This is a genomic window from Streptomyces sp. NPDC107581 (assembly GCF_055657175.1).
In genome coordinates, this window is record NZ_JBVKBH010000004.1 from 315,004 (window position 1) to 334,139 (window position 19,136).

Below are 19,136 nucleotides of genomic sequence, written 5' to 3' on the forward strand. Positions count from 1 at the left end.
ATCACTACAAACCCGACATATCGTCAGCCTGTCGGCCGAGGTGCCGCGTCAGGCGGCCGGTTCCAGCTGCGCGTCCCGGCGGAGCAGGGCCGCGTACCGTCCGTCCAGCTCCAGCAGTTCCTCGTGCGCACCGCGCTCGGCGACCCGGCCGGCGTCCAGGACGACGATCTGGTCGGCACCGCTAATGGTGGACAGGCGGTGGGCGATGGTGAGGGTCGTCCGGTCGGCCGACAGGGCGTCGATGGCATTCTGCACCGCCGCCTCGGTGCGGTTGTCCAGGGCGCTGGTCGCCTCGTCGAGGATGAGGACCGGCGGATCGCGCAGGATGGTGCGGGCTATCGCCAGCCGCTGCTTCTCGCCGCCGGAGAAGCGGTGCCCGCGTTCGCCGACGACGGTGTCGTAGCCGTCGGGCAGCGCGGCGATGTGGTCGTGGATCTGGGCGGCCCGGGCCGCCGCGTGCAGTTCCTCGTCGGTGGCGTCCGGCCTGGCGAAACGGAGGTTGTCGGCGACCGAGGCATGGAAGAGGTACGTCTCCTGCGAGACGACGCCGACCGCGCGGGCGAGCGTGTCGAAGTCGAGGTCGCGCACGTCGACACCGTCGATGGTGACGCGGCCTCCGGTGACGTCGTAGAGCCGGGGCACCAGGTAGCCGAGCGTGGACTTGCCGGCGCCGGTCGGGCCGACGACCGCGAGGCTGCCGCCGGCCGGGACGGTCACGTCGATGCCCTCGAGGACCGGGCCGCCCTTGTCGTCGTAGCGGAACTCGACGCCTTCGAAGCGGACTTCGCCCTTGATCTGGTCGAGGTGGACCGGCTGCTCGCGCTCGGTGATGTCGATGGGCAGGTCCAGGTACTCGAAGATGCGCTGGAAGAGCGCGAGCGAGGTCTGGATCTGGACGCCGGTGGCCAGCAGGCTCACGGCCGGGCGGAACAGGCCCTGCTGCAGCGAGACGAAGGCGACGATGGTGCCGAGCGAGGCCTGCGGGCCGCCGAACTGGAGGGCGAGACCCGCGGTCCAGTAGATGACGGCGGGCATCGCGGCCATGACGATCGTGATCACGGCCATCCGCCAGCGGCCGGCCATGTTCGACTTCACTTCGAGGTCGACCAGCCGCTCGGACTCGTCCGCGAAGGACGCCGTGAGCGAGTCGGAGCGGCCCATGGTGCGGCCGAGCAGGATGCCGCTGACGGACAGCGACTCGGTGACCGTGGCGGCCATGGCGGCCATCTGCTTCTGCCGCTGGGTGGTGATCCTCCTGCGCTCTTTGCCGACCCGGCGGCTGATCCACACGAAGACGGGGAGCAGGAGGAGCGAGACGATCGTGAGGCGCCAGTCCAGGGCGATCATCGCGACGATCGTGGCGACGACACTGGTCACGTTGGAGACCAGGGAGGTGGCGGTGGAGGTGACCGTGGCCTGCATGCCGCCGATGTCGTTGGCGATGCGGGACTGCACCTCGCCGGTGCGGGTGCGGGTGAAGAAGGCGAGCGACATGCGCTGCAGGCGGCCGTAGACGGCGGTGCGCAGATCGTGCATGACGCGCTGGCCGACGGTCGTCGAGATCAGCGTCTGCAGCACGCCGAAGACGCTGGAGAGGACGGCGCTGAGGATCATGCCGAGCGCGAGCAGGCTCAGCAGGCCGGTGCGGCCGTCCGGGATCGCGACGTCGAGAGTCTCCTTCAGGAGGAACGGCGTCGCCACCGAGACCAGCGAGGCGGCCCCGACGAGGAGGCCGACGATCGCGAGCCGCCCGCGATAGGGGCGGAAGAGTTTCAGGATGCGGCGCACCTGCCGGGGCTGTTCCCTGGCGTCGGCAGGTGGTGTCCAGGTGAGTTCACGGTCGGGATTCATGGGCTCCTACGGAGTTGAACGGGCGTCGGCGCACAGGCGGCCGACGATCACTGACGGATCATAGCTCATTGTTACCTATACTCACAATGAACGGCATCCTGATATTGTTCCCGCATGACCACCCCCGATCCCGACGGCCTGCTCGCCGAGCAGTTGCTGCGGCTCACCCGCCGGGTGCACCGCATCCAGAAGCGCCACATGGACCGGCGCGACCTGGGCGTCACCCCGGCCCAGTCCCGGCTGCTGCGCACCCTCGCGCACTACGGCTCGCCCCCGCGCATGGCCGACCTCGCCGAGCGCCTGGAGGTGGTGCCGCGCGCGGTGACGACGCTGGTCGACGGGCTGGAGACGAGCGGCAAGGTCCGCCGGGTGCCGGATCCGGCGAACCGCAGGGTGACCCGGATCGAGCTGACGGACGAAGGCCGCGCGACCCTGCGCGAGCTGCGCGGCGCGCGCCACTCGGCGGCCGAGGAGATCCTCGCCCCGCTGACCGAGAAGGAGCGCCAGGTGCTCGGGGTGCTGCTGGACACGCTGATCGACGGCGAGACCGCCAAGCGTTGCTGACCGCCAAGCGCTGCTGAACGGCGACGAGACCGCCGAGCACCGCGTTCGACAGCGGGACAACCGACCGCCGCCGAACGGGTGCGGCCCCCGCTCCGGAAGGTCGGATGCCAACAGCATCCGGAAGGTCGGAGCGGGGGCCGCGTGCGGTAGGCGATCGTGCCCCAGGCACCCGCGTGACGGCCAGGTACATCACCTCGCGCGTGCCGCGTTCCGCACCGTCGGCGTCAGCAGCGGCTGCGGTCCTCGGTGAGCACCCCCTGAACCGTGGCCAGCGAACGGTCGTAGCAACCGTGCGGACCGTAGAGGCGGTAGCGCTCGCCGGAGGTGCCGACCGCATGCCGCTGGTCGCGCGGCACATCGGTCGTGTACGCGGCATCGCCGCTGTACGCGTCGTCCAGCCGCGACCACAGGGTGCGCCGGCCGTCCTGCCGCTCCTCGGCCGTGGCCCGGTCGCCGAGGGTCAGCACGGTGCGCAGCCGGTTGTCGGCGCCGAGCGTCGTGGCTCCGTTCATCGTGTACGTCCGGTGCGTGTGCGTCGTCCGCTCAGGGCCCCGTCCGTCCGCGCTGACCGTCTCGTCGTCCGTCCAGGTCGCGTCGAGTCCGTCCATGTTCTCGCCGTCGGTCCAGCGGTGCGTCGAGCTGTTCGCGAGCGTGCGGGTGACGGTGGTGGTCACCCGGCCGTGCGAGGTGTCGAGGTATCCGGAGACGGTGAGCCGGTGTCCGGCCTCGGTGTCGACGCGGTTCTCCGTACCGGGCGTGTAGGCCGAGGAGTTGGCGATGGCGGTCGCCCTGTCCGCGGTGAGCGCGCCGGGCACATGGGTGCGGTGCGCGTCCTGCCAGACCAGTACGTTCACGGGGGTGCTCCAGCCGGTCTGTCCTGCGGGCACGCCGACGACGGAGACCTCGACGCGGTGCGGGCGGCCGTCGTTGAACAGTCCGGCGAACGGCGTCAGGTCGTACTCGACGGGCCGGACGTCGAAGGCGTGCGGTCCTGGGACGACGTACCAGAGGAAGGGGTTGGACCAGCCGCCGGTCCAGACGTTCGGGAACGGCGCGGCGATGCCGGCCAGGTGCCCGTCGACCTTGATCTGCACCTCCCGGTAGGGCCCGTGGTCCGCCTTGCAGGAGTACGACGCCGGGTCGGCCACGGTCAGGTACCAGAACTCCTCGCAGCCGCCTCCGGATCCGGTGGCGTAGACCTCGGCGACGATGCGCTCGCTGTTGCGCGGTGCGGTGAGGGTCGCACCGTCGGGCGAGTCGGCGAGGGTGAGGACGCGGTCGGGCGCGGGGGCCTTGGGGCGGCCCGCGTAGAAGGTGAGCGTCACCTTGACGTCGATGACGCCGGTGTAGGTGTCGTCCACGACGTTCCCGATGAGCATCTCGACGTCCCGCGGGCCGCGGAAGGTGTCGCTGTAGCGGGTGACGTCCTTCTCCACGTGCCACTCGATGCCGTCCGGAGACGGCTCGGGCGTCGAGGTGCGCAGGATCTCGACTCCGCCCACGTGCAGATAGCCGAGGCGGTCGTACTGACGGCCCTTCACCTTGCCGTCGAGGCGCAGGACGACCTTGCTCCAGCGGTCGCCGCAGCCCTTCGGCGGTGTGTACGCACCCCGGTAGGGAGTGAAGTCACGGAACCGGGCCTCGGCGAGGGTGACCCGGCAGGACCTGGTGCGCGGCCGGTCGACGGGCGGGGCGGCGGTCACCGGGTCGTGCCAGTCGGTGCCGAACTCGACCGGAACGTCGGCCGTCCGGGCAGCAGCCTGAGCGTCAGCGGCCCCGGTGCCGAAGAACGTGCTCGCCAGGAGGGCCGCCCCGCCGAGCATGGACATGACTAACCGTCTTCTCATGGCCGGTGTTCTACGGGGAGACCGGCCCGCCCCGCAATGCGGCCCCGGACGGATCGGCCAATCCGTCAGGCGTGCAGTTCCCGCCGGTCGCCCATGACCATCACCGGATGCCGGGCGGGGTCGAGCGTGCGCAGCAGGTACTTCATGACCTTCTGGGAGACGCCGATGCAGGCCGAGGTGCCGCTGCCGTGGTCCAGGTGCAGCCAGATGCCACCACCTTTGTCCGCGCCCTCGGGACGGGTGGCGTCGCGCGGCGGGGTGCCCTTGACCCGGTTGTAGTCGATGGCGAGAACGTAGTCGAAGTCGTGCTGGTGCGCCTCGTCCCACCCCGCCGGGGGCGCGTAGGCACCCTCGTCGTGGTCGTACGGCAGCCTGGTGCCCGGGTCCGGGAGCACCCCGCCCGCGTCGGAGAGGGTGAACACGCCCACCGGGCTGCGGCCGTCGCCCGCGCGGTGGCCGGTCGTCCAGCCGTGGCGGCCGTTGTGGGCGGCCCAGCCGGCCACCCGATGCCAGTCGGCGCCGTGCCGTGTGTACAGCACGACCGTGGAGTCGGCCGAGTCCCTGCCCTCGCCGTACACGGCCACGACCTGGCCCGAGTCGGCGGGAATCCGCCGGTACAGACGGTCACCGACGCCGGGGATCCGGGTCGGGTCGACCGTGCGGACGGCCGCCCCGGAGGGGGTGTGCGCGGCCCGGCCTGCGGGACCCTGCGCACCGTCGGCGCGGTGCACATGGGCGCCGCACGCGCAGAGCGTCGCAAGGAGGGTTCCTGAAGCCGCCACCACGGCCGCCGCGCGCCGCACGCCGTCGATCTGCACGCGCCCATCGTGGCATCACGTTCCGGGTCGTGGTGCGCACTTGGGGACACTCGCCGCATCGGGCGTCAGGCCCATGGTGCGTCCGTCCCGGCCGGCGACCGGACCTGGCCGGAACCTGACGGATTGTGCGCACCGCCGGGAAAAACCGTTTGAAATTCGGCACTGCGCGACGCGACCCTTTCACGGCCTGTTACCGCTCCCCTCCACCCCGACACGGCCGCTGCCCCTGCCCACCCCTGCTGTCCGCTCCGCTCCCCACTCTCCTCTTCTCCCTCTTCTCCCTCTTCGCCCTCTCCGCTTCTCCCTCCCTCCGCCTATCCCCTCCCCTCCCTGACACGAGCCACTGGGACGTCATGCAGATCCAAGACCTTCCGTATCCCGACCCCGGTGTACCGGACGCACGCTCGGGGCCTCGCTTCCTGTGGTGGCTCTGGCGCAACCAGGTGGGCGACCAGCTCAAGTCGCTGGCCTGGGGCCTGCTGCACTTCGTCTCGGTCTCCGCGCTGCCCTTCTGCGTCGGTCTCGCCGTCCAGGCGGTCATCGACCGCTCCGGCACCCGGCTCGCCCTGACGGGCGGTCTGATGGCGTTGTGCGGTACGGGGATCGCCGTCGGCGACACCTTCCTGCACCGGACAGCCGTCACCAACTGGATCACCGCCGCCGCCCGTGTCCAGCAGTTGCTCGCACGCAAGGCGGCCCAGCTGGGTTCCGCGCTGACCCGGCGGGTCGCGGCCGGCGAAGTGGTGGCCGTCTCCACCGGGGACGTGGAGAAGATCGGCTGGTTCGTCGAGGCCGTCTCCCGGTTCACCGCCGCCGCGCTGACCGTCGTCGTGGTCTGCATCGGCCTGCTCGTCTACCAGCCCGCTCTGGGCGTGGTCGTCGCCGTGGGCGTGCCGGTCGTGGCGCTCGCGGTGCTGCCCCTGCTGCCCCGGGCCACGCGCCGGGCCGACATCCAGCGCGAGAAGGCGGGCCGGGCCACCGAGCTCGCCTCGGACACCGTCGCCGGGCTTCGGGTGCTGCGCGGCATCGGCGGCGAGGAGTTGTTCCTCGACCGCTACCGCCGCGCCTCTCAGGAGGTACGGCGGGCCGCCGTGCGCAGCGCCCGGATGTGGTCGCTGATCTCCGCGATCCAGGTGCTGCTGCCCGGACTGCTGCTGATCACGGTCGTCTGGCACGGCGTCCACCTCGCCCGCCAGGGCCGGATCACGGTCGGCGAACTCGTCACCGTCTACAGCGCCGTCATGGTCCTCAACTACCCGCTGCGGCACTTCGAGGAGATCGCCATGGCGTACTCCTTCTCGCGCCCCTCGGCCAAACGCGCGGCACGCGTCCTGTCGCTGCAGCGGACCACGGACATCGACGGGACACGCGAGGCCCAGGTGCCGGGCGGCGACCTGTACGACCCGGCCACCGGTCTGCTCGCGCCCGCCGGCCGGCTCACCGCCGTGGTGTGCGGCGACCCGGACGCCGCGGGGCGGCTGGCGGAACGGCTGGGCGGCCACCCCGCCGAGCCGGGCCCCTCGGTGCTGCTCGGCGGGGTACCGCTCGACGAGCTGCCCCTCGGCAGCGCCCGCACCGCCGTCCTCGTCCAGGACAAGGACCCGGTACTGCTGTCCGGCTCGCTGCGTGAGCTGCTGGACGTGCCCTCCTCCGGCGCCGTCCGGGCCGAGGACGCGCTGGCAGCCGCGCAGTGCGGAGACGTCCTGGAGGCACTGGTGCAGGGGTCGCTGGACAGCGCCGATCCGCTGGACGCCCGCATCACCGAGCGCGGCCGCTCCCTGTCGGGCGGCCAGCGGCAGCGGCTCGCACTGGCCCGCTCCCTCATCACCGACCCGGAGGTGCTGGTTCTGGACGAGCCCACCTCCGCGGTCGACTCGCACACCGAGGCCCGGATCGCGGACGGGCTGCGCCGGCTGCGCTCGGGCCGGACGACGGTGGTGTTCACCTCGTCACCGCTGCTGCTGGACCACTCGGACCGGGTCGCCCTGGTCCATGAGGGCGAAGTGGCCGCGGTCGGCGTGCACCGCGAACTGATCGATACCGAGCCGCGGTACCGGGCCGTGGTGACCCGGGAGACCGAGGACGAGCCGGCCCCGGCCCGCCCCGGGAACGAAAGCGCGGCCGACGGGAGCGCCCTGCTGGGCGCTCTCGAAGAGCTGGAAGAGATCGAGGAGAGCGCATGATCGGCGTTGCGCCGCCGGCCTACGACCCGGCGGCCCCGACGACCGCCTCCACCCTGCCCGTCGGCGCGGCCGCGACCGTGCGCGCCTACGTGACCGAGCTGTTCCGCCGGCACCGCCGGGCCTTTCTGCTCCTCATCACCGTCAACACGGTGGCCGTGGTCGCCTCGATGGTGGGCCCGTACCTGCTCGGCGACCTCGTCGAACGCGTGACGGACCGGTCTCGGGATCTTCACCTGGGGCTGACCGCCACGCTCTTCGTCCTCGCACTGCTCGTGCAGGCCGTGTTCGTCCGGCAGGTGCGGCTGCGCGGTGCGATGCTCGGCGAGCGGATGCTGGCCGACCTGCGCGAGGACTTCCTCGTCCGCTCGGTGGGACTGCCGCCGGGCGTGCTGGAGCGGGCGGGCACGGGCGACCTGCTCTCCCGCATCACCACCGACATCGACCGCCTCGCCAACGCGATGCGGGAGGCCGTACCGCAGCTGGCGATCGGTGTCGTGTGGGCGCTGCTGCTGCTCGGCGGGCTCGTCGTGACGGCACCGCCGCTGGCGGCCGCCGCCCTGCTCGCGGCACCCGTGCTGGTGGCGGGGTGCCGCTGGTACTTCAGACGGGCGCCTTCCGGCTACCGCTCCGAGGCCGCCGGGTACGCCGCCGTCGCCGCCGCGCTCGCCGAGACCGTGGACGCGGGCCACACCGTCGAGGCACACCGCCTCGGCGACCGGCGCATCGCCCTGTCCGAGCAGCGGATCAAGGAGTGGACCGCATGGGAGCGGTACACCCTCTGGCTGCGGTCCGTGCTCTTCCCGGTCATCAACACCGTCCACGTCATCGTGCTCGGCTCGGTCCTGATGGTGGGCGGCGCCTTCGTGCTGCAGGGCTGGATCGACGTGGGCCGGCTGACCACGGGTGCCCTCATCGCGCAGATGCTCGTGGACCCGGTGAACCTGATCCTGCGCTGGTACGACGAGGTGCAGGTCGCCCAGGTGTCGCTGGCCCGGCTGGTCGGCGTGCGGGACATCGAGCCGGACGCCGGGGACACCTCGCTGACTCCCGGCGGACGGGACGTCCACGCCGACCGGGTGCACTTCGGCTACCGCGAGGGCGTCGACGTGCTGCGCACCGTCTCCCTGCAGGTGGCCCCGGGCACCCGTATGGCCCTCGTCGGCCCTTCCGGCGCCGGCAAGTCCACGCTGGGCAGGCTGCTCGCCGGGATCTACGCGCCCCGGGACGGCCGCATCACCCTGGGCGGCGCGGAACTGTCCCGGATGCCGGCGGAACGCGTCCGCTCGCACGTCGCCCTGGTCAACCAGGAACACCACGTCTTCGTCGGCTCCCTGCGCGACAACCTCCTGCTGGCGCGCACCGACGCCGGCGACGGCGCACTGTGGGCGGCGCTCGGCGCGGTCGACGCGGACGGCTGGGCACGGGCGCTGGACGACGGTCTGGACACCGAGGTCGGCTCGGGCGGGGTGGCACTGACGCCGGCGCAGGCCCAGCAGATCGCGCTGGCCCGGCTGGTGCTGGCCGACCCGCACACGCTGGTCCTGGACGAGGCGACCTCCCTCCTCGACCCGCGCGCCGCCCGCCACCTGGAACGCTCTCTGGCCCGCGTCCTCCACGGCCGCACCGTGGTCGCCATCGCCCACCGTCTGCACACCGCCCATGACGCCGACGTGATCGCCGTCGTGGAGGACGGCCGCATCAGCGAGCTGGGCAGCCATGACGAGCTGGTCGCGGCGGAGGGGGCGTACGCGGCACTGTGGCGGTCGTGGCACGGATGAGGGCTGGGGAAGGACGAGGGGTCGGCTGAGGCCAGGCCGGAAGCAGGGGCCCAGTCCGAGGCGGGGAGGGAGACAGGACGGGGCCGGGGGACAGGGCCGGGCCGAGGACGGGGCCGGGGGACAGGGCCGGGCCGAGGACGGGGACGGGGGCAGGCCGGGGGCGGGGGCAGGCCAGGGCCGTGAGCAGGGACAGGTCGAGGACGGGGACAGGTCGAGCAGCGGGGCCGGGCCGGGGACGGGTCGAGGACCGGGGCCGGGAGCAGGCTGGTACAGGGGCCGCCGGGTCTGCCCTGCGGCGGCCTCGGGCACTCGGCGGGACCCGCGGGCCCACCCGGTCGGAGGAGGCGCTCAGGCCTCGTTGCGGGGCTCCGGGCAGGCCCGAGTGGCCTTGCCGGGCCCGAAGCCTGGCCCCGTGCCGTTGCGCGGTGCCGAACAGGGGTGGAAGGCTGGATAACGGCACCGGTTCGGGTAGCGCCGGGGAACCCGTCGGTTCCCGCCGTGTGAAACCCGTGCCGAGCGTGCCGACGGCGCACTGCCCCTCGCGGGGGCATGAGGCCGTCCTCACCACCTGGAGGTACCCCGTGGACAGCGCCGACGGATGGGGGGACGACGTCTACCAGCCCGACGCCTCGGAGGTCCGGGAGGACTCGGGCGTGCTCGACGTAGAGGACACGCTGGACTTCGACGGTGTCGACGACCCTCTCGACCGCGGCTGGTCCCCTCCCGAGCGGCCGTGGGCGGTGGAGCGCTCCGGAGTGACGGCGAGTGAACGCCTCACCGGGGAGACGCTCGACCAGCGGCTCGCCGAGGAGCTGCCCGATGCCCTGGCGCCCGACAGCGACGGCATCGGCGACTGCGACGGCACCGACGGAGAACTCCTGGACAACGAGGTCGGCCATTTCCGCTCCGGCCGTCTGGTCGCACCCGACGAAGGCGCGCACGAGGACGAGGAGAGCGCCCTCGTCGCCACGGACGTCGGTATCGACGGCGCCGCCGCGTCCGCCGAGGAGGCCGCCATGCACATCGTCGACGAGGACTCCCTCTCCGGCTGATCCGGAGGCCCCCTGCCCGACCGCCCCGCGCGAGGAGCCGCCATGCAGCAGGACAAGCAGCCCGACTACCACCCCGTGGTCTTCCGCGACCGCACCGCCGGATACGCCTTCCTCACCCGGTCCACCGCGAGCAGCGAGCAGACCATCGAGTGGGACGACGGCCGGACCTATCCGGTGATCGACGTGGAGATCTCCTCCGAGAGCCACCCCTTCTACACGGGCAGGGCCCGCACGGTCGACACCGAGGGCCGCGTCGCCCGCTTCGAGCGCCGGTACGGAGGAGAGGACCCTGGCGAGGGCGCCTGACTCCAGCACCCGCGCAGTCGGGCGGAACCGGGCGCTGGAGCCCTGAGCGAGGGCGCCTGACTCCAGCACCCGCGCAGTCGGGCGGAGCCAGGCGCTGGAGCCCTGAGCGGGGGCGGTGCCTCAGATCACGTTGAGGGCGGCTGCGCAGCCCACTCCCCCGAGCAGCATGAACACGGGCATGAGCACCTTCAGCTCGACCCAGCTGCCCGCCCGGAACCGGATCGCCTTCGGCGGGCCCAGCGGGTACCAGCGCTTGCGGCCCACCGGGATGGGCCACAGGATCGGGCATCCGGAGACGGTCAGCGCGTCCCCGATGTCGTGCACCAGCGCGCCCAGCACGATCGGCAGCCCCAGCCACAGGTACTCCTGCCCGGGCGCGGTGAACAGCCAGTCGGAGCCGTTGCCCGGCTTGTCCAGTATCTGAGCGAGGATCCACGCGCTGGTCGCGGCGAGCAGCCAGACCAGGATGTCGCTGCTGGAGCCACGCGCCGCCCGCCACAACAGGCCCTCGATCGCCAGCACCATGTGCACGAAAAGGATCGCCAGCACCGCCCAGCGGCCGCCGGTGATCGCCACCGCGGAGCTGCCCGCACCGATGAGGACCGCCCACAGCCAGGTGTGCGTGAGCGTGCGGTGGCCACCCGTGCGGCGTGCGTCGCCCTTCTTCCTGGTGGCCTTGTAGACGGCGTACGACAGCTTGTCGACGATCTCGCAGACCCACCGTGAGAGGGGTCCGAACGCCCTCGAGATGGTGGCGGCCTTGTGGTCGAGGTCCGGGGCGAGCGCGGCACCCGCGCAGATCAGGGCCCCGACGAGCAGGACCGGCCAGGGCATCGGGTGTCCGGCCGCGGCCGCGGCCGCTCCGACGCCGAGCCAGGCCGCAGCCCCCGACAGTGAGTGTGCTGGTCCCATCATGGCCGCTTTCCGCCCCATTCCTCGTGTGCCGCTGTCCAGTTGACCTGGTGCACTGACGCGCCGTCGGCGACACAGCGTAGCCGCCATGATCTTCGTACCCACAGCCGATTCCCCCCTTGGGGACGAGGCCAGGCAAGATGGGGGCGTGACCCTCATCGATCAGCTGCCGCCGACCGCCGACCCCGACGCCCTGTACGAAGCCTTCGAGTCGTGGGCGCAGGAGCGCGGCCTCACCCTCTACCCCCACCAGGAGGAGGCGCTGATCGAGGTGGTCTCCGGGGCGAACGTGATCGTCTCGACGCCCACCGGCTCCGGCAAGAGCATGATCGCCGCGGGTGCGCACTTCGCCGCGCTGGCCCGGGACGAGGTCACGTTCTACACGGCACCGATCAAGGCGCTGGTGTCGGAGAAGTTCTTCGAGCTGTGCAAGCTCTTCGGCACCGAGAACGTCGGCATGCTCACCGGCGACGCCTCCGTCAACGCCGACGCGCCCGTGATCTGCTGCACCGCCGAGGTGCTGGCCTCGATCGCGCTGCGCGACGGCAAGAACGCGGACGTCGGCCAGGTCGTCATGGACGAGTTCCACTTCTATGCGGAGGGCGACCGCGGCTGGGCCTGGCAGATCCCGCTGCTGGAACTCCCGCAGGCGCAGTTCATCCTGATGTCGGCCACTTTGGGAGACGTGTCCTTCTTCGAGAAGGACCTCAACCGCCGTACCGGCCGTCCCACGTCGGTGGTCCGCTCGGCGACCCGACCCGTGCCCCTCTCCTACGAGTACCAGCTCACCCCGCTCACCGAGACGCTCACCGACCTGCTCACGAGCAGGCAGGCCCCCGTCTACATCGTGCACTTCACGCAGGCACAGGCCGTGGAGCGGGCGCAGGCCCTGATGAGCATCAACATGTGCTCGCGTGAGGAGAAGGACCAGATCGCCGAGCTGATCGGCAACTTCCGCTTCACCACCAAGTTCGGCCGCAACCTCTCCCGTTACGTCCGCCACGGCATCGGTGTGCACCATGCCGGCATGCTGCCCAAGTACCGGCGTCTGGTGGAGAAGCTCGCCCAGGCCGGTCTGCTGAAGGTCATCTGCGGCACGGACACGCTCGGCGTGGGCGTCAACGTGCCCATTCGGACGGTGCTGTTCACCGCGCTGACCAAGTACGACGGCAGCCGGGTGCGCACGCTGCGGGCCCGTGAGTTCCACCAGATCGCGGGCCGGGCCGGCCGGGCCGGCTTCGACACGGCGGGCCTGGTCGTCGCGCAGGCGCCCGAGCACGTCATCGAGAACGAGAAGGCCCTCGCGAAGGCGGGTGACGATCCGAAGAAGCGCCGCAAGGTGGTGCGCAAGAAGGCGCCCGAGGGCTTCGTCGGCTGGACGGAGAACACCTTCGAGAAGCTGATCTCCTCCGAACCCGAGCCGCTGACCTCACGGTTCCGGGTGACGCACACGATGCTGCTGTCGGTGATCGCCCGCCCCGGCAACGCCTTCGAGGCGATGCGCCACCTCCTGGAGGACAACCACGAGCCGCGCAGGCAGCAGCTCAGGCACATCCGCCGGGCGATCGCGATCTACCGTTCCCTGCTGGACGGCGGGATCGTGGAGAAGCTCGACCAGCCGGACGCCGAGGGCCGCATCGTCCGGCTGACGGTCGACCTCCAGCAGGACTTCGCGCTCAACCAGCCGTTGTCCACCTTTGCGCTCGCCTCGTTCGAACTGCTCGACCCCGAGTCGCCGTCCTACGCCCTCGACATGGTGTCCGTGGTCGAGTCCACCCTGGACGACCCGCGGCAGATCCTCGTCGCCCAGCAGAACAAGGCGCGCGGCGAGGCCGTCGCCGCCATGAAGGCGGACGGCGTCGAGTACGAGGAGCGCATGGAGCGCCTGCAGGACGTCACGTACCCGAAGCCGCTGGAAGAGCTGCTCTTCCACGCGTACGACACCTACCGCAAGAGCCACCCGTGGGTCGGCGACCACCCGCTGTCGCCCAAGTCCGTCATCCGGGACATGTACGAACGGGCGATGTCCTTCACGGAGCTGGTGTCCTTCTACGAGCTGGCCCGCACCGAGGGCATCGTGCTGCGCTACCTGGCCAGCGCCTACAAGACCCTCGACCACACCATCCCGGACGACCTGAAGTCCGAGGACCTCCAGGACCTGATCGAGTGGCTCGGCGAGATGGTGCGCCAGGTGGACTCCAGCCTGCTGGACGAGTGGGAGCAGCTGGCCAACCCGGAGGAGATGACCGCCGAGGAGGCCCGGGAGAAGGCCGACGAGGTCAAGCCCGTCACCACCAACGCCCGCGCCTTCCGGGTGCTGGTCCGCAACGCCCTGTTCCGCCGCGTGGAGCTGGCCGCCCTCGACCAGGTCGACGAACTCGGCCAGCTGGACGCCGAGTCCGGCTGGGACGCCGAGGCGTGGGGCGAGGCGATGGACAAGTACTGGGACGAGTACGACGATCTCGGCACCGGTCCCGACGCCCGCGGCCCCAAGCTGCTGGTGATCAAGGAGGAGCCGGAGAACGGTCTGTGGCGGGTCCGCCAGATCTTCGACGACCCGAGCGGTGACCACGACTGGGGCATCAGCGCGGAGGTCGACCTGACGGCCTCCGACGCCGAGGGCCGTGCGGTCGTGCGCGTCACCGAAGTCGGCCAGCTGTGAACACAGGAGAATCCCACCCATGACGAACCCGGCCGAGAGACTGGTCGACCTTCTCGACCTGGAGCAGATCGAGGTCAACATCTTCCGCGGCCGCAGTCCGCAGGAGTCCCTGCAGCGGGTCTTCGGTGGCCAGGTGGCCGGCCAGGCCCTGGTGGCCGCCGGACGCACCACCGACGGTGAACGCCCCGTGCACTCGCTGCACGCGTACTTCCTGCGCCCGGGCCGGCCGGGTGTGCCCATCGTGTACCAGGTCGAGCGGGTCCGCGACGGCCGGTCGTTCACGACACGCCGGGTGACCGCCGTGCAGCAGGGGCGCACGATCTTCAATCTGACCGCCTCCTTTCACAAGCCTGAGGAAGGACCGTTCGAGCACCAGCTGCCGCCGGCCCGCGAGATTCCGGACCCGGAGTCCCTGCCGACGGTGACCGAGGAGATCCGCAAGCACCTGGGCGCACTGCCGGAGCAGTTGGAGCGGATGGCGCGCCGCCAGCCCTTCGACATCCGTTACGTCGACCGGCTGCGCTGGAACGCCGAGGAGATCCGGGGCGCCGAACCGCGCAGCGCGGTGTGGATGCGCGCGGTCGGCCCGCTCGGGGACGACCCGCTGGTGCACACCTGCGCGCTGACGTACGCCAGTGACATGACCCTCCTGGACGCCGTCCGGATCCCGGTCGAACCCCTGTGGGGTCCGCGGAACTTCGACCTGGCCTCGCTGGACCACGCCATGTGGTTCCACCGGCCGTTCCGCGCGGACGAGTGGTTCCTGTACGACCAGGAGTCGCCGATCGCAGTGGGTGGGCGGGGTCTGGCCCGGGGCCGCATCTACAACCTCGAAGGGCAGCTGATCGTGTCCGTGGTACAGGAGGGGCTGTTCCGCAAGCTGGACTGACCTGCGGTTTCACCAATCGTCGACCGGCCCGCGTGGCGTCGTGCGACGCTCCGCGGGCCGGTCGTTACGACGTTCTTGCCGAGGCATCGATGATGCGCTGCACCATCTGCTCCCGCCGGCCGTGGATGCGCTTGCAGTACGTGTCCATCAGGATCGCCACGCTGTGGCCCGCCGTCTCGGCCACCTCAGCGGCGGGGACACCAGAGTTCAACCACAGGGAAACCGTGGCATGACGCAGGTCGTACTGTCTCCTCGCAAGGAGTGAGTCCCTCGCCCGTGCGTCCAACTCGACGAGGCGATCATCGACTTCGCCCCCGGCACCACGACAAAGTGGGAAGCCCTCACCGATCTGAGGGTCGGCCGGTACGACGCCTTCGGCAACTACGTCAACGACCTGGACATGCCGCGCAACGCCCGGCACGCGGTTCGCATCGGGACCCACCCGGGCCTGGCCGGTGTCGCGCACGTGACGGTCGCCGCAGCCGCGGACGCCGTCGCGGCCGAGCTCTCCCGCTTGGCGGCGTCCGTGCCGGTGGCCCGACCCCACGGCCGCGCGGCACACGCGCCCGAAGGCACCCCGGGACGGGAACCCGGACGCCTGGCAGTTGTTGAGGCGCCCGCTGTCACTCGTACGGCGAACCAACGGAGGCGGCCGGTATCGGCCGAGCGCTGGATGATCAACCGGTGATGCCGCGCAGGCGCACGCTGTTAGGTTCGGCTACGTGGTCAGGGCTCCTCCCTTTCGCTCCGGTCGACACCACCCCGCTTCGGGCCCGCTCCGGCGCGCCACGGCTGGTGCGGGTGGCAGCCCGGGCGCCGGCGGGCCCGGCAGCAAACGGCGACGCGGGTATGGGCTGACAGCAAGGACGCACGATGACGACGTTGGATCGGATGGACATACGGCTGCGGGCCCTGCACCTGCTGGAGGGCCAGCGCATGGCGCAGCGCCTGTTCGCGCACGTGATCTCCACGCAGGTGATCAAGCCCGGGCGCAGCGAGGAGGAGGTCGACAACCGGATCGCCCTGATCGCCCGGGAGGTGTTCGGCGTACGGGCAGGCCTGGTCGGCCGTCGGTTCGTGCGGTCGGGGCCGAACACCGTGGTGGGCGTGCAATGGCCGGTCCGGGTCATCGGCGCGCAGGACCTGGTCGTGCTGGACTTCGAGTCGCTGTTGGCCCCGTACGAGACGGGGTTCGCCCGGACCGTGGCCCTCGGTGACGGTCTCGTGCGCCGGCGCCTCGTGCACGACCTGGCCGTCGTGGCCACCGGCGCCCGGGATGCCTTTCGGGCCGACGATTCCATCACCGGTCGCGCGCTCTACGCGCAGGTCCGCAGCCTGGCGGCCAAGGCCGACCTGAGTCTGGGCGCCTGGCATTGCGGTCGGCTGACCGGCATCGCGCCCGCCACGCATGCGCAGGCGACACGGCCGGAGGCCTTCATCGGTCCGGACAACGACCGGCCCCTGCGCCGGACGCTGGAGAAGGGGTGGAGGGCCCACTGGATCCTTCAGATCCACCTCGTCGACGAACGCCGTGGCCACGCCGCTGTCCACACGGAACTGCTCGACCTCGTATGACCGCTCATTGGTCCGTGCGGACCTTGCCGGGGCCACATGCGGCTACCGGGTGAGCCGACGGGGCACTTCTGGGGCCGTGGCACAACACAAGAATCATCGATACGCGATCACCGTCGAACGTCGGGGTGGCGCCTGGCAGAGCACCCGCCTGGACCGCACCGGGCTCGGCGAGGCGGTCGCCGCGGTCCGCGACATCGGGCCTCGGAGGCGGTGTTCGGGTTCTTCAACCGGCGCACACCCGGCTGGAGATCTGGGCATCCTCGCCGACCTGGGGCTCACGGCCGAAGCCATGGACGTCATCCTGGCCCGGCCGGACGGCGTGCCCGGCGAACAACTACGGCCGTCGCGGCCCGGTGCGGATTCACCGCCGAGTTCGACCGCCTGCGCCGACGGCTTCGCTCTCCCTGGAGTGGTTGCGGTCCGCGAGCCGGTTGACGAGGCGTATACGGTCCCCGTCCGTGGGCAGGACGTCGGGCACGTCTGCCAGTGCGGAACAACATCACCGCCACCGCAACGACCTGACCCACCACGATGCCCTACCGATCAAGAACTGCAGCTGCCATGTCCGTCATCATCCCTCCCGTGGGCAGGAGGGAGATGCGCCATGACCGGCCATGCGCGTTGGAAAGCCATCCGTGCCGGGCATGACGCTTCCACCGTTGCTACGTCGGCGTCGGCTTGATCGGCTCGATGATCGGCGCGCCGTCCTTGTCGGTCATGAAGTCGCGGTGGACCGGCTTCTCGTCCGTCGGCTCGGGGAGGTTCGGGCACGCGATGCCGTCGCCGTCCCGGTCGAGCCCGTTCGGGTCGAGTGCGTCCGCTCGCAGCACCGCTTGCGCGTCGGCCTGGGTCTTGAACGCGTCGCAGTCGACTACATGCCCCTTGTGCACATAGGGAGCGACGTCGAACGCATGCTGCGGGGGTCCATTGCCGCCGCAAGCGGTCAGCGTGATCGCCGCGATCACACCGACCGCCGCGATGGAGGTGAGACGACCCGGTCGTAGCCGGTGATCCGGGCCCTTGTGGAAGTTGCGTGGCTGGTCTGGCATTGCCTCAGGCCGATCCTGTCCGAAACACCGCGACCGTTCCGTTCACCGGATCGACCGCATACGTCTTCCCCGTAGTGTTGTTCGTGGCCAACGCGCCGAACTGACGAGGTGTGCCAAGCGGAGCTTGCGGTAGCAGGGTGCTGCCGTCGGCCACCGCGAGGCCGCCCGGCGCACCGCCGACATTTTGTTGTGCGACGAAGATCCTGTTGAAGTTTCTCAGCACGGCGACCTTGTGCGCTTGGTTCCCGGGGGCAGTTGACACTCCGCAGACTGATGCCTGCCCCGTGACCGTCGTCCCGACGATGCGGTCGATGCGTCCACCAGAACCGCCGCAGTTCGCTCCACCGTCCAAGTAGACGTAGACCGACCCTGCCGCGGAGTCGTAAACCGCGGAATTGGGACCGTAGGGCGTTCCCACCAGGTCGTTGATCGCTGTGGAGCTGCCGTCGCCGGGGTTGATGGCGATCGTCGTCGCGACGGCTTTCCACGGACCCGAGGGATCCGCCGGGTTCGGAACGCACCTCTTGGCAAGGAGGTAGACCAGGTTGCGGCCCGGATCGACAGCGGTGCTGCCACGAGCGGTGTTTGCGACAAGGACGTTCCCGGCGTTGGTGCCGCAGGATGTCTTCGTCGGGAACTGCGCTACGACTGTGGCGGCGTCGTGGGTCTGCGCCGAGATGGCGAAGAGGCCGATGCCGGCAGCGAGGCTCGTACCGCTGCCGACACCCGCCTTTGCGAGGTACACCGCGTGGTGCACGGTGTCAAAGGAAAAGTCCATCCCGCTGCTTGCGCCCACGACTCCCGCAGCGGGCAGTGGGATCGGCGTCGCCGACGAGCTGCCGGCCGCGATGTGGGCGACCGCGGAGGTGCTTGCAGTACCGCCGCCGACGTAGACGTCGCCGTTCTCGGGAGAGACGGCCAGGCCGGTGACGGTCGTCGTAAAGCCGCTGACGTGGGTCACGTGATTGGCGTTGGTCGTGTCGATGATCGCGACGCCGCCCGTGCCCCCGACGTAGACCTGCCCCGTGCCGGGGTTGACCGCGATGCGGGTCGGGCTCGACACAGCACTGGAAATGTCGATCGGAGGACCGATCGGGGCGTCGGTCTTGCCGTCGATCACGGTCACGTCGTTGCTACCACCGGCCACGACGTACACGCGATTGGCCTTCTCATCGACCGCGAGGTCGGCCGGATTCGCGCCCACCTGGATTGCGTCCGCTCCGCGCTCCGTCGGTGTGGATGTGTCATGCAGCGTGAACGACGACTTCTCGCCTCGACCGCACTTGTTCTCCTCGCCGACCACCACCACGTTGTAGACCGGTTCGCCGGACAGCAGCCCGTCAGCTTTCAGATCATCGGCTGTCCCGTAGTGTCCGTGCCGCGCGCAGTAGGACTCTTCCGCCGTTCGCAGCGTAGCCGCGTCCGCGGCGATCGCGTTCTTCCGGCCCTTGTCGCCGATGCCCCTGACGGAGAACACCACGATCGCGGCAACGACGCCAAGGATCACGATGACCACGAGCAACTCGATGAGCGTGAAGCCGTCCTGGCGTCTGGCGCGCAATGAGAGCGGGTGATGGTCCGATGTCATGGCAGTCGGGGCTTCCTTCAATCGATGGGTCACGTTCAGCCCGAGCGCACGCGCGAGCCCTT

At 70.8% G+C, this 19,136-nt stretch carries 15 protein-coding genes; 8 read left to right on the forward strand and 7 right to left on the reverse strand.

Going from position 1 to position 19,136, the window contains the following annotated elements; genetic code table 11:
* Positions 1-48 precede the first annotated feature (48 nt).
* Positions 49-1,851, reverse strand: a complete 1,803-nt coding sequence (locus tag ACZ7P3_RS11400; protein WP_472080666.1) for an ABC transporter ATP-binding protein — start codon at positions 1,849-1,851, stop codon at positions 49-51.
* A 114-nt stretch (positions 1,852-1,965) separates the two neighbouring features.
* Here ACZ7P3_RS11400 and ACZ7P3_RS11405 point away from each other — a divergent pair, with 114 nt between their 5' ends.
* Positions 1,966-2,415 carry a MarR family winged helix-turn-helix transcriptional regulator gene (locus tag ACZ7P3_RS11405; RefSeq protein WP_472080667.1) on the forward strand — a complete coding sequence of 150 codons (450 nt, stop codon included), beginning with the start codon at positions 1,966-1,968 and terminating at the stop codon, positions 2,413-2,415.
* Between the two features lie 224 nt (positions 2,416-2,639).
* Here ACZ7P3_RS11405 and ACZ7P3_RS11410 read toward each other — a convergent pair whose 3' ends face one another.
* Positions 2,640-4,262 (reverse strand): peptide-N4-asparagine amidase, encoded by a 1,623-nt coding sequence (locus tag ACZ7P3_RS11410; protein WP_472080668.1) that lies wholly within the window; start codon positions 4,260-4,262, stop codon positions 2,640-2,642.
* 65 nt (positions 4,263-4,327) lie between these two features.
* Positions 4,328-5,080, reverse strand: coding sequence for a L,D-transpeptidase family protein (locus tag ACZ7P3_RS11415; protein ID WP_472080669.1), 753 nt, complete (start codon positions 5,078-5,080; stop codon positions 4,328-4,330).
* Positions 5,081-5,433: 353 nt separating this feature from the next.
* Between ACZ7P3_RS11415 and ACZ7P3_RS11420 the strand changes: the two genes are divergently transcribed.
* From ACZ7P3_RS11420 to ACZ7P3_RS11435, 4 genes are all read left to right on the forward strand, one after another.
* The gene (locus ACZ7P3_RS11420) at positions 5,434-7,263 is read left to right on the forward strand and encodes an ABC transporter ATP-binding protein (protein ID WP_472080670.1); all 1,830 of its coding nucleotides are present in this window, start codon (positions 5,434-5,436) and stop codon (positions 7,261-7,263) included.
* Positions 7,260-9,041 (forward strand): ABC transporter ATP-binding protein, encoded by a 1,782-nt coding sequence (locus tag ACZ7P3_RS11425; protein ID WP_472080671.1) that lies wholly within the window; start codon positions 7,260-7,262, stop codon positions 9,039-9,041. The genes ACZ7P3_RS11420 and ACZ7P3_RS11425 overlap by 4 nt, the downstream gene beginning before the upstream one ends.
* A 581-nt stretch (positions 9,042-9,622) precedes the next feature.
* Complete coding sequence (locus tag ACZ7P3_RS11430; RefSeq protein ID WP_472080672.1) at positions 9,623-10,093, forward strand: DUF5709 domain-containing protein; 471 nt, start codon at positions 9,623-9,625, stop codon at positions 10,091-10,093.
* A 42-nt stretch (positions 10,094-10,135) separates the two neighbouring features.
* Entirely contained in the window at positions 10,136-10,399 is a 264-nt protein-coding gene (locus tag ACZ7P3_RS11435) for a type B 50S ribosomal protein L31 (RefSeq protein ID WP_472080673.1), read from the forward strand.
* A gap of 120 nt (positions 10,400-10,519) precedes the next feature.
* Here ACZ7P3_RS11435 and ACZ7P3_RS11440 read toward each other — a convergent pair whose 3' ends face one another.
* Entirely contained in the window at positions 10,520-11,314 is a 795-nt protein-coding gene (locus tag ACZ7P3_RS11440) for a metal-dependent hydrolase (RefSeq protein WP_472080674.1), read from the reverse strand.
* A 145-nt stretch (positions 11,315-11,459) separates the two neighbouring features.
* On the opposite strand from ACZ7P3_RS11440, the gene ACZ7P3_RS11445 reads away from it, so the two are divergent.
* Both ACZ7P3_RS11445 and ACZ7P3_RS11450 read left to right on the forward strand, forming a co-directional pair.
* Positions 11,460-13,973 (forward strand): DEAD/DEAH box helicase, encoded by a 2,514-nt coding sequence (locus ACZ7P3_RS11445; protein WP_472080675.1) that lies wholly within the window; start codon positions 11,460-11,462, stop codon positions 13,971-13,973.
* Positions 13,974-13,992: 19 nt separating this feature from the next.
* A complete protein-coding gene (locus tag ACZ7P3_RS11450; RefSeq protein ID WP_472080676.1) occupies positions 13,993-14,862 on the forward strand; it encodes an acyl-CoA thioesterase in 870 nt (289 codons plus the stop codon).
* A gap of 64 nt (positions 14,863-14,926) precedes the next feature.
* Here ACZ7P3_RS11450 and ACZ7P3_RS11455 read toward each other — a convergent pair whose 3' ends face one another.
* Entirely contained in the window at positions 14,927-15,328 is a 402-nt protein-coding gene (locus ACZ7P3_RS11455) for a site-specific integrase (RefSeq protein WP_472080677.1), read from the reverse strand.
* A gap of 407 nt (positions 15,329-15,735) precedes the next feature.
* Here ACZ7P3_RS11455 and ACZ7P3_RS11460 point away from each other — a divergent pair, with 407 nt between their 5' ends.
* Complete coding sequence (locus tag ACZ7P3_RS11460) at positions 15,736-16,437, forward strand: M24 family metallopeptidase (RefSeq protein ID WP_472080678.1); 702 nt, start codon at positions 15,736-15,738, stop codon at positions 16,435-16,437.
* Between the two features lie 662 nt (positions 16,438-17,099).
* Here ACZ7P3_RS11460 and ACZ7P3_RS11465 read toward each other — a convergent pair.
* Both ACZ7P3_RS11465 and ACZ7P3_RS11470 read right to left on the reverse strand, forming a co-directional pair.
* The gene (locus ACZ7P3_RS11465) at positions 17,100-17,486 is read right to left on the reverse strand and encodes an excalibur calcium-binding domain-containing protein (RefSeq protein ID WP_472080679.1); all 387 of its coding nucleotides are present in this window, start codon (positions 17,484-17,486) and stop codon (positions 17,100-17,102) included.
* 4 nt (positions 17,487-17,490) lie between these two features.
* A complete protein-coding gene (locus ACZ7P3_RS11470) occupies positions 17,491-19,074 on the reverse strand; it encodes a prepilin-type N-terminal cleavage/methylation domain-containing protein (RefSeq protein WP_472080680.1) in 1,584 nt (527 codons plus the stop codon).
* Between the last annotated feature and the right edge of the window lie 62 nt (positions 19,075-19,136).